Origin of the sequence: Streptomyces sp. ID05-26A (assembly GCF_033794685.1) — a bacterium.
GTDB lineage: Bacteria > Actinomycetota > Actinomycetes > Mycobacteriales > Pseudonocardiaceae > Lentzea.
Genome location: NZ_JARAYZ010000004.1, coordinates 434,708 through 444,718, shown reverse-complemented (window position 1 = coordinate 444,718; position 10,011 = coordinate 434,708). Strand labels below are relative to the sequence as shown.

Genomic DNA, 10,011 nt, shown 5'->3' with positions numbered 1-10,011 from the left:
ATGACCCACCGAGTGGTCGTCAACGACGAAGAGCAGTACTCGATCTGGCCCGCCCACAAGGACAACGCACCCGGCTGGCACGACGCGGGCGTCAGCGGGTCCAAGGACGAGTGCCTGGAGCACATCGGTCGCGTGTGGACGGACATGCGCCCGTTCAGCCTGAGAGGACGGTCATGACCTTCACCGATGTGGTGGCCGGCGCCCTGGACGTCGATCCGGCGCACGTCACCGACGACGCGGGCCAGGACACCCTGTCGACCTGGACGAGCATGCGGCACATCCAGCTGATCGTGATGCTGGAGGAGGCCTACTCGCTCTCCTTCGACTACGAGGAGATCGCCGGCGCGCGGACGGTCCGGGAGGTCCGGGAAGTGCTGCGCGCCAAGGGGGTCGAGGTCTGATGGACACGCGACTGCGCTGGCAGGAGATCGGCCGGACCGACGTCCGCCCGGTCGTGCGCGTGGGACTGCTGGCGAGCTACACGATCGACCCGCTGATGCCGCACCTCGGCGTCGCGCTGCACGAGGCCGGACTCCCGGTCGCGTTCGAGACCGCGCCGTACAACCAGATCGTGCGGCAGTGCCTCGACGACGCGTCGGAGATGGCGCTGGCACGGCCGGACGTGCTCGTGGTGGCACCCCGGTTCGAGGAACTGGGCGACGAGCTGCTGACGGCGGTCGACGCCGCGGTGTCGGCGGCCCGGCGCTGGAAGTCGTTCCTGGTCGTCGTGCTTCCCGCCGTGCCGGAGGACCGGACGTTCGGGCAGCTGGACGACGGGCGGGCCGCAGGCACGGCCGCGACGGCGCACGAGGCCAGGGAGACGATCCGGGCCGAGCTCGCCGGCCGTCCGGACGCGTGGGTGGTCGATGCGGAACGGGCGGTGCGCGCGGTCGGCACGGCCACGGCGCACCACGCCGCGATGTTCAAGTTCGCCAAGATCCCGTACACGGAGGCGGTGTTCGGCGAGTTGGGCGCGCAACTGGCCGGTGTGCTGCGGGCCGTGCACGGGGTCACCCCGCGGGTCGTCGTCGTGGACGAGGACCCCGCGCTGGACGAACCGGTGCGGTGGCTGCGCGAGTCCGGCGCCCGGATCGTGGTGCGGGCGGCGGGGGAGGAGGTCGCGGACGTGGCGGCGCGGGAACGCGTGCCGGTGGAGTCCGCGGTGCTGCTGACGCTGGGGGAGGTGGCTGCCGAGTCCGGGGTGCTGCGGCTGGGCGGCAAGCCCGGCGGGTGGCGCGACGAGGTGGCGCGGTCCGGCCTGCTGGACCGCCTCCCCACCCCGGACCGCACGGCACCCCGCGTTCGCCATTCCACCAGGGAGACCGTGTCCCTCGACGACTTCATGGCCGGTCTGAACGTCGAGGTCGACCTCGAACCCGTCGGCCCCGCCTCCGCCGCCAAGGTCGTCGAGGTGGTCTCCCGCGCCAAGGACTTCACCCTCGGCACCGAGAAGCTCGACCTGACCGAGGACCGCGAGGTGTTCGCGGTCCGCGTGCGCGACAAGTTCGGCCAGTACGGGATCAGCGGCGCCGTCGGCATCACCGGCGGGACCGTCGTGGACGTGTTCTCGCTGTCCTGCGTCGTGCTCGGCAAGGGAGTCGAGGACGTCGTGCTGCGACGGCTGCGCGACGAGCACGGCGACCTCGTGTTCCGCCACCGCGCCACCCCGCACAACCAGATCACCGCCGGGTTCCTGACGGACGCCGGAGTGAGAATCGAGGAGATCCCGTGACCGTCCACTTCGGAGTCGTGTCGCTCGGTCACGTGCTCGGCGACCCCGTCGACGTGGCCGCGGCCGCACCGGACTACACCGACGACGTCGACCGCGTGCTGGGGTGGGGCTTCCGCACCTTCCACCGCGCGAAGGACGGCGTCGGGCTCACCGACCTGGCCGCCGAGGCCGGTGCGAAGGCGCTCGGTGACGCGGGCGTGCAGCCGCACGAGGTCGACCTGGTCGTGCTGGCGATGTCCGACCTGTCCGAGCACCTGTACTGGGACGCGGCCGGCGCCACGCAGGCCAAGATCGGCGCCCACGGGGCGGAGAACGTGCTGCTGACCCAGGCGTGCGGCGGGGGAGTGGCCGCGTTCGACGTCGTCGCCGGCAAGTTCGCCACGCACCCTGACTACCGGACGGCGCTGATCATCGGCGCCAACCGCGTCTGCGAGCCCTACTGGAACCGGATGGAGATCAACACCAGCATCTTCTCCGACGGTGCGGCGGCGGCCGTGGTCAAGCGCGACCACCCGCGCAACCGGTGGCTCAACACCGAGATCATCAGCGACGGCCGGTACTCCGACTTCATGATGATGGAAGTCGGTGCCGCCGCACGACCGTTCGCCGGTCAGCAGGACGTGGGCGTCAAGAGCCCGCAGAAGCGGCTGGAGGAGTTCTTCGCGGGGGACATCCGCAAGATGTTCGAGTTCGTCTCGACCATCCGCACGAACAACCACGAGGTCGTCCGGCGTTCCTGCAAGCGGGCCGGCATCGAGCCCGCCGACCTGCGCAAGCTCCTGCACCTGCACGACAGCGTGCCCGCGATGACGTTGCTGGCCAAGGACCTCGACCACGGTCCGGAGTGGACGAACACCGAGGTGTCCCAGGCCTACGGGCACGTCGGGTGCGCCGACCAGCTGATGTCGCTGGAGCACTACCTCACGACCGAGGAGCTCACCGAGGGCGACGTCGTGGCACTGACCAGCACGGCCAGCGGCATGCACTGGCTGTGCACGCTTCTGGCGATCTGAGGGGGAGAACTGTGGAGACCAAGGAGATCCTGGCGCGGATCCGCCAGTTGACCAAGCCCGGCGCCGCCGCCGACCCGGCGCTGATCGGCGACCTGCGGCACCTGACCGACATCCCGGCGTTGCTCGAAGCCGGACGGCTGCTCGGCAAGGTACCGGCGGAGTTGCTGGGCACGCTCAAGCCGTTGAAGGTCGCGGTCACCGGCACGTTCACCGCGTCCGGCGTCGCGCCGCTGCTGCGGATCGCGTTGCTGGGCAAGGGGATCGCGCCGGAGATCCACGTGTCCGGCTTCGACCAGCTCGCCGTCGACCTGAGCAGCCCGTCCTCGCCACTGGCGGAGTTCGCGCCGCAGGTGACGCTCTGCCTGCTGCACGACGACTGGTTCGTGCCGGCCGAGTGGGACGACGTGGAGGTGCTCGACAGCGCCGTCCGCGGGCGGTGGTCGATGTTCGACACCCTGGTCGGCGCGTTCACGGAACGCTCCGGCAGCGCGGTCCTCGTGCACACCGTGCCGTTGTCGCCGGTCGAGATGCGCGGCGTCGTCGCGTTCGACGGCAGGGCGGCGCTCGGCCGGACGTGGCGCGACCTGAACAGCGACCTGCTCGGCATGGCGCTGCGCCGCGACCAGGTCCACGCCCTCGACCTGGAGGCCTACCTGGTCGACGCCCCGGTCCGGCTGCGCGACGAGCGCCTCTACCGGTTCGCGAGCGCGGCCTGGACGCCCGAGGTCGAGCAGGTCTACGCGGCCGAGGCCGCGAACTTCTGCCGCGCGTTCCTGGGGCTCGCCAAGAAGGTCCTCGTGCTCGACCTCGACAACACGCTGTGGGGTGGCGTCGTCGGCGACGACGGCCCGAGCGGCATCCAGATCGGTTCGATGTACCCCGGCAACGCCTTCCGGGAGATGCAGCGGCGTGCCGTCCAGCTGCGCAAGCAGGGCGTGGTCCTCGCGCTGGCCAGCAAGAACGAGGCCACGATCGTCGACGAGGTGCTGGAGACCCACCCGGACCTCGTGATCCGCCCCGCCGACATCGCGGCGCGCGCGGTGAACTGGCAGCCCAAGGACCACAACATCCGCGGGCTCGCCGGTCAGCTCAACCTCGGCCTGGACAGCTTCGTCTTCGCCGACGACAGCACGTTCGAGACGCAACTGGTGCGCGGCTCGATCCCCGAGGTCACCGTCGTGCACCTGAACGGCGACCCGGCCGACCACGTGACCGCGTTGCAGCGCAACGGTTCCTTCGACGTCCTGACGACGACGGCGACCGACCGCGACCGCACCGCGCTCTACCAGGCCCGCGCCGAGCGCACCGAGTTCGCGGACTCGTTCAGCTCGGTGCAGGACTACCTGCGCAGCCTGGAGATCATCGTCACCGTGCGGGAGGCCGACGAGTTCAGCCTGCCGCGCCTGGTCCAGCTCGGCCAGCGCACCAACCAGTTCAACATGACGGGAACCTCCCACGCCGAGGCGCGAACGCGGGAGATGGCCGCGTCCGGTGACCACCTCGTGCTCGTCTTCGAGGTGGCGGACCGCTTCGGCGCCGAGGGGATCGTCGGCGGCGTGTGGGTGTCGAAGCACGACGACCACTGGCTCGTCGAGAACTTCGTCATGAGCTGCCGCGTCTTCACCCGCGGCGTCGAGCACACGGTCGTGCAGCACATCGCCGACCGCGCGCTCTCGTCCGGCGCCTCAGTGCTGGAGGCGGACTTCACCGCCACCGACCGCAACAAGGCCGCGGCCGCGTTCTACCCGGACGCCGGGTTCACGCGGAACCCCGAAGGCCGTTTCACCCTGCCGCTGCACCCGCGGCCGCAGATCGGTCCCGAGTGGACCACCCTCGTCGTGGAAAGGGAGTCCGCCGATGTCTGAGGTCTTCGTCGACGTGGCCGACCTCGTCGGTCAGGTCACCGACCTGCCGGCCGAGGAGATCGCGGCCGACGCGCGGTTCGACTCGCTCGCCAACTGGACGAGCTACGACGCGCTGCGCCTGCTCACCGGCATCGAGCAGAAGTTCGCCGTGCGCCTGGACCTCCAGGAGTACTTCGCGATCAAGGACGTCGGCGGCCTCGTCGCCGCCGTCGCGAGCGCCCAGGAGAAGTCGGGATGATCCTGCGCATCGACCACGTCGGCGTGGTCACGTCCGACATCGGGGCGGCCGCGCCCGCCCTGGCCCTGCTGGACCTGAAGTGCACCTACGAGGACGACGTCGACGTGTACGGCGTCGCGACCTCGTTCTGGCAGTGCCCCGGCGACACCACCTCGATCGAACTGGTCGCGCCGGTCCGCGAGGACGCCGCCGTGCACGGCCACCTGAAGCGCCTGGGCCCCGGCCTGAACCACGTGGCGTTCGAGGTGGACGACATCGACGCGGACCTGCGCGCGCTGCAGGACCGCGGCGCGATCCTCGTCGACGAGGAGCCCCGCCGGGGCGGACGGCCCGGCCTGCGGGTGGCGTTCGCCCACCTCGGACCGGCGACCGGCCTGCTGGTCGAGCTCGTCGACTACGGCAAGCGGGCCTGAGAGGACGCGGGACCCGCCGCCGGGGCGTTCAGTTCGCTCTTGCGGCGGGTCAGCACCAGCGGCCCGTCCTCGGTGATCGCGACGGTGTGCTCCGAATGCGCCGTGCGCGAGCCGTCAGCCGAACGCAGCGTCCAGCCGTCGTCGTCGTAGATGATCCGGTCGGTCGTCGCGGCGAGCCACGGCTCGATCGCGATCGTCAGGCCCGGCTTGAGCTTCATGCCGTGCCCGCGCTTGCCGTTGTTCAGCACGTGCGGGGCCTCGTGCATGGTCCGGCCGATGCCGTGGCCGCCGAACTCCAGGTTGGGCTTGTAGCGGAACTCGCGGCAGACCTCGCCGATCGCCGCGGAGATGTCGCCCAGCGTGTTGCCCGCCAGCGCGACGTCGATCGCGGCCGCCAGCGCCACCTCGGTGGCGCGGACCAGGCGCTGGTCCTCCTCGCGGGGCGTGCCGACGATGACGGTCATGGCCGAGTCGGCCGCCCAGCCGTCGATCAGGACGGCGATGTCCATGGTCAGCACGTCGCCGTCCTGCAGCACGTAGCTCTTGGGCAGGCCGTGCAGCACCGCGTCGTTCACGGCCAGGCAGGTCACGTTGCGGAACGGGCCGCGCCCGAACGACGGCGAGTAGTCCCAGTAACAGGACTCCGCGCCACGCTCCTTGATCATGTGACGGGCGTGGTGCTCGAGGTCGAGCAGGTTCACGCCCACCGCGGCCTTCGCGGAGAGCTCGTCGAGCACCTCCGCGATGAACTGGCCGGTGACGTGCATGCGTTCGATCTCGGCAGGGGACTTGAGCTCGATCAACGTGTTCCTCCATGAACGGGTGCCGGTATAACTATACCGCCTACTCGGGGGTGTGGGTGAGCAGGGCCGCGGACCAGGGTCGCGGCACCGTGAGGCTGAAGATCATCACTCGTCAGGGGGACGCGCGTTGCGCGCGCGGGACGGCCTCATCATGGTCGGTGGTCATGAAGCAGGTGCTGCAGCACAGGATCGACTCGACCTTCGCCCACTACGACGTCAACGGCAACGGCGTCATCGAACTCGCGGACGTCTACGCGCTGGCCAACCGGCTGTTGCGGGCGTTCGGCGAGCCGGCGTCCTCGGAACGCGGCCGCGAGCTCGTGGAGGCCTACGACCGCTTCTGGGAGATGCTGGCGGACCACTGCGACACCGACCGCGACGGCAAGATCGGCCCGGTGGAGTACCGCGACGCCATGGCCGAGGCGTTCGTCGAGGGCGGCCCGATCAACATGGACTTCCTCGAGGTCGTCCAGTCCCTGCTCGACCTCATGGACACGAACGGCGACGGCCGGGTCGACGCCGACGAGTTCCAGGTCCTGCTGACGGCGCGCGGCCTGTCCCCGGCGGACTGCGGCAGGGCGTTCGCGCACCTCGACACCGACGGCGACGGCGCGATCAGCGTGCGGGAGTACGTGGAGGCCGTCCGCGACTACTACACGAACCCGGCGGAGGACACTCCTGGCAGCTGGCTGTACCCGAAGGCGTTGCAGCGCGTCTGAACGGCAGCCGGTGCGGCGGGGCGGGGCACACGCGCCCCGCCCCGCCGCACCGGGTTCACCTCCGGCTGCCTTCAGACGCAGCGGTAGCTGGACGCCGCCTTCGGGTCGCCGTGGACGTACCGCGAGGTCCTCGGGTACGCGCACAGGTCACGGGCCGAGTCGGCGGTGGCGGCGGTCAGCGTCGCCGGTGCCTTGCCGCGTTCGACCCAGTCGACGAGCTGGCCCAGGGCGTTCGTCGGCTGCGCGCCGGTGCCACCGAAGCAGTGGTCGACGCCGGGAGCGGTGAACAGGCGGTAGAAGTCGTTCACGTAGCCCATCCGCCGCTCGACGGCGTCGCGGTACCTGAGCGTGCCGCCGGGCGGGATCAGCTGGTCGTTGGTGCCGACGAACGTGATCAGCTTGCCGCCCGAGCGGCGGAACGCCGACAGGTTCGTGTCCGAGGTGCCGATGACGCCGTCGAACTCGCGCACCGACTGCCGGAACAGGTCGCGGAACTGCGAGTAGGTGAGCTTCGAGGTGTCGAAACCGGGCTGCTTCAGCAGGAAGCTCTGCACCCACTGCACCGCGACGGGGAAACCGGTGCTGGGGAAACCCGGGATCGTGCCCGCGAGCCACACCGGGTCGGCGCCCTTCGGCAGGCCGGGCCAGAGGCTGCGGCCGCGTTCGTCGGTCGGGCCGTCCCAGATCTTGCGCATGACGTCGGCGTCCGCCTTCGTCACGACGACCTCGGTGCCCTCGCACAGGATCTTCCTGCCGATGAGCTGCCGCGGGTCGTAACCGCAGCGGTCCGGACGGTCGACGATGCCGTTGGTGACACCGTCGCTCGCGTCGCAGGCTTCCACGGCCGCCTTGCGGAACGCGTCCAGCACGCAGTTGCCGACGACGTGCTTGTCGTTGCTCTGCACGACCTGGGGCCACAGCGTTGCGACGGCGAACTGGGACCAGTTCACGGCCGGCGCGTTGGCGAGGACGCCGTCGTAGTCGTCAGGGAACTGTTGTGCCTCCATGTATCCCTGGCGGCCGCCGGTGGAGCAGCCGTTCCAGTAGGAGTACGTGACCGAGCGCTGGTAGTGCTTGCGCACCACCTGCTTCGCGATGCCCGCGGCCTCGTGCACCGAACGGCTCGCGAAGTTGGTCAGCAGCGTCCGGTCGACTTCGCCGTTCTTGACGGCCCAGCTCGTGTTGAGGCCGTCCAGCACGCCCGCGTCGGTCGTCACGGCCGCGTAGCCGTCCTGCAGTGCCTGGGCGAACGGCGCCCCGGTGTCACCCGCGGCGTACGCGCTGCCGCCGACGCCCTGCAAGCGGCCTGTCCAGTTCTGCGGCAGACCGACCACGACCTTCACGTGGTCGTCGGTGTGCGTGAGCGTCACGGTGATCTCGCAGTGCGCGGCCCGGCTCACGGCGTCCACGGACTCGATCTTCGCGCCGGCCGGTGCGGTGACCGCGACCGCGGCGCAGTTCGGGGTGCTCGCCGACGCCGGCGCGAGGGGCGCCAGTCCGGTCAGGAGCAGGGTTGTGGCCAACAGCTTCGTCAGTCGTCTCACGCCGCGCGACGTTAAGCGGGGCCGTCGGCCGGTCGCGCCCGTCAGATGACGCTGCCGGTGTACGTCACCGGACCGGGTGAAAGACTGCCGCGCATGCGCGAGGTGGGCAACAGACGCTACCGGCTGGTCCGCGAACTGGGGCGCGGCGGCATGGGGGTCGTGTGGCTGGGAAACGACACCGTTCTCGGCCGTGACGTCGCCGTCAAGGAACTGCTGCTGCCGGTGGGCGTGCCTGCCGCGGAACGCGCCGTGTACCAGGAAAGGGTGCTGCGCGAGGCCCGCATCGCGAGCCGGCTCCAGGACCCCGCCGTCGTCACCGTCTACGACCTCATCTCCGAGGACGACCAGACGTTCATCGTGATGGAGCTGATCAACGCTCCGACGCTGGAGGAGTCGGTCGACCTCGACGGACCGCTCGGCACGCGCGAGGCCGCCACGCTGGCCCGGCAGTTGCTGGGCGCGCTGGAGGCGGCGCACTCGTCCGGCGTCGTGCATCGCGATGTCAAGCCCGGCAACGTGATGGTGCCCGGCCGGGGCACGGCGAAGCTCACCGACTTCGGCATCGCCCAGTCGCTCGACGACCCCCGCCTGACCGCCACCGGCACGTTGATCGGCTCACCCGCCTACATGTCCCCGGAACGCCTCGCGGGCGGCGAGGCCGCACCCGGCTGGGACCTGTGGGCGTTGGGCGCCACGCTGTTCTTCGCCGTGGAGGGCCGCGGCGCGTTCGACCGCCCGACCACCTCGGCGACGATCCTCGCGGTGATGAACGAGAGGCCGGTGCCCCGCGTGGCCGGCCCGCTCGGCGAGTTGATCACCGGCCTGATGAACCCGGATCCCGCCCGCCGGCTCGGGGTTCCCCAGGCGCACCGGCTCATCGAGCACGCCCTGGCCGTCGCGGAGCTCTACCCGGCCAGACCTCCGGTGGTCACCGGCCCCGTGGCCGACGGCAGGCCGACGGTGGCGCTGTCCGGTAGCGGCCCGTTCGCGCCCACGTCCGGCCCGATCGCCATCGGTCAGTTCGGTCCGGCCCCGGCCGTCGCCGTTCCACCTCGCCGCAAGCGCCCGGTGGGCCTGATCCTCTCCGCGACACTGGTCCCGCTGTTCCTCGTCGGCGCGCTGGTCCTGCTGTACCTCACGGTGTTCAAGCCGATGTTCACCAGCTGGGGCCTGGGCGTGCCGGACGGCCCCGCGAGCACCGCCGCCATGCAGCCGGTCCTCACCATCGGCCCGGACGGCGATCTGAAGGACGACACGCTGTCCCTGGCGTTCCGCGACTCCTGCCTCACCTGGCTGCCCGCGAAGGACGCCCCGAAGATCCAGAGCAAGGACCGCGTCGGCTGTTACGGCGAGCACGACGTCGAACTGCTCGACACCGTGCTCGCCGACACCGAGATCGAGAAGGACGTGCCGTACCCCGGCGCCGAGCAGCTCACCAAGGTCGGCGGCACGGAGTGCACACGCACGTTCCTGTCCTCCAAGGTGAACGGCCAGGACAAGGAGAAGACCCTGCGGTACTGGGTGATCATCCCGACCGCGGAGGCGTGGAAGGTGAAGACGGAGAACGGGTACCGCAGCTCCGACCGCCTGATCCACTGCTTCGTGGGCAAGGCCGACGGCACGAAGCTGGTCGAGCCGCTGATGAAGGACTGAGCCGTCACACCTTCGCGGGCAATCTTGTCTT

General features: G+C 70.5%; 11 protein-coding genes. 9 read left to right on the top strand and 2 right to left on the bottom strand.

Features of this window, described 5'->3' with window-relative positions; translation table 11 throughout:
* From PV646_RS33390 to PV646_RS33360, 7 genes are read left to right on the top strand one after another with little or no spacing between them, the layout of a single operon-like run.
* Positions 1 to 177 (top strand): MbtH family protein, encoded by a 177-nt coding sequence (locus PV646_RS33390; RefSeq protein WP_500346283.1) that lies wholly within the window; start codon positions 1 to 3, stop codon positions 175 to 177.
* Positions 174 to 401, top strand: a complete 228-nt coding sequence (locus PV646_RS33385) for an acyl carrier protein (RefSeq protein WP_382438095.1) — start codon at positions 174 to 176, stop codon at positions 399 to 401. The genes PV646_RS33390 and PV646_RS33385 overlap by 4 nt, the downstream gene beginning before the upstream one ends.
* Positions 401 to 1,732 (top strand): hypothetical protein, encoded by a 1,332-nt coding sequence (locus PV646_RS33380; RefSeq protein WP_500346282.1) that lies wholly within the window; start codon positions 401 to 403, stop codon positions 1,730 to 1,732. Before PV646_RS33385 ends, PV646_RS33380 begins: the two co-directional genes overlap by 1 nt.
* Entirely contained in the window at positions 1,729 to 2,745 is a 1,017-nt protein-coding gene (locus PV646_RS33375; RefSeq protein ID WP_500346281.1) for a 3-oxoacyl-ACP synthase III family protein, read from the top strand. The genes PV646_RS33380 and PV646_RS33375 overlap by 4 nt, the downstream gene beginning before the upstream one ends.
* 11 nt (positions 2,746 to 2,756) lie before the next feature.
* A complete protein-coding gene (locus PV646_RS33370; RefSeq protein WP_500346280.1) occupies positions 2,757 to 4,610 on the top strand; it encodes an HAD-IIIC family phosphatase in 1,854 nt (617 codons plus the stop codon).
* Positions 4,603 to 4,848: an acyl carrier protein gene (locus PV646_RS33365; protein WP_500346279.1), complete on the top strand. Its 246-nt coding sequence runs from the start codon at positions 4,603 to 4,605 to the stop codon at positions 4,846 to 4,848. Before PV646_RS33370 ends, PV646_RS33365 begins: the two co-directional genes overlap by 8 nt.
* The gene (locus PV646_RS33360; protein WP_089927032.1) at positions 4,845 to 5,261 is read left to right on the top strand and encodes a VOC family protein; all 417 of its coding nucleotides are present in this window, start codon (positions 4,845 to 4,847) and stop codon (positions 5,259 to 5,261) included. Before PV646_RS33365 ends, PV646_RS33360 begins: the two co-directional genes overlap by 4 nt.
* Here PV646_RS33360 and map read toward each other — a convergent pair.
* Positions 5,243 to 6,064: a type I methionyl aminopeptidase gene (gene map / locus PV646_RS33355; protein ID WP_500346278.1), complete on the bottom strand. Its 822-nt coding sequence runs from the start codon at positions 6,062 to 6,064 to the stop codon at positions 5,243 to 5,245. The two genes, PV646_RS33360 and map, sit on opposite strands and share 19 nt — an antisense overlap.
* A gap of 164 nt (positions 6,065 to 6,228) precedes the next feature.
* On the opposite strand from map, the gene PV646_RS33350 reads away from it, so the two are divergent.
* Complete coding sequence (locus PV646_RS33350) at positions 6,229 to 6,783, top strand: EF-hand domain-containing protein (RefSeq protein ID WP_500346277.1); 555 nt, start codon at positions 6,229 to 6,231, stop codon at positions 6,781 to 6,783.
* A gap of 71 nt (positions 6,784 to 6,854) precedes the next feature.
* On the opposite strand, the gene PV646_RS33345 is transcribed toward PV646_RS33350, so the two are convergent.
* Positions 6,855 to 8,327, bottom strand: coding sequence for a tannase/feruloyl esterase family alpha/beta hydrolase (locus tag PV646_RS33345; RefSeq protein WP_500346276.1), 1,473 nt, complete (start codon positions 8,325 to 8,327; stop codon positions 6,855 to 6,857).
* 45 nt (positions 8,328 to 8,372) lie between these two features.
* Here PV646_RS33345 and PV646_RS33340 point away from each other — a divergent pair, with 45 nt between their 5' ends.
* Entirely contained in the window at positions 8,373 to 9,980 is a 1,608-nt protein-coding gene (locus PV646_RS33340) for a serine/threonine-protein kinase (RefSeq protein WP_500346275.1), read from the top strand.
* The last annotated feature ends 31 nt before the right edge of the window (positions 9,981 to 10,011 follow it).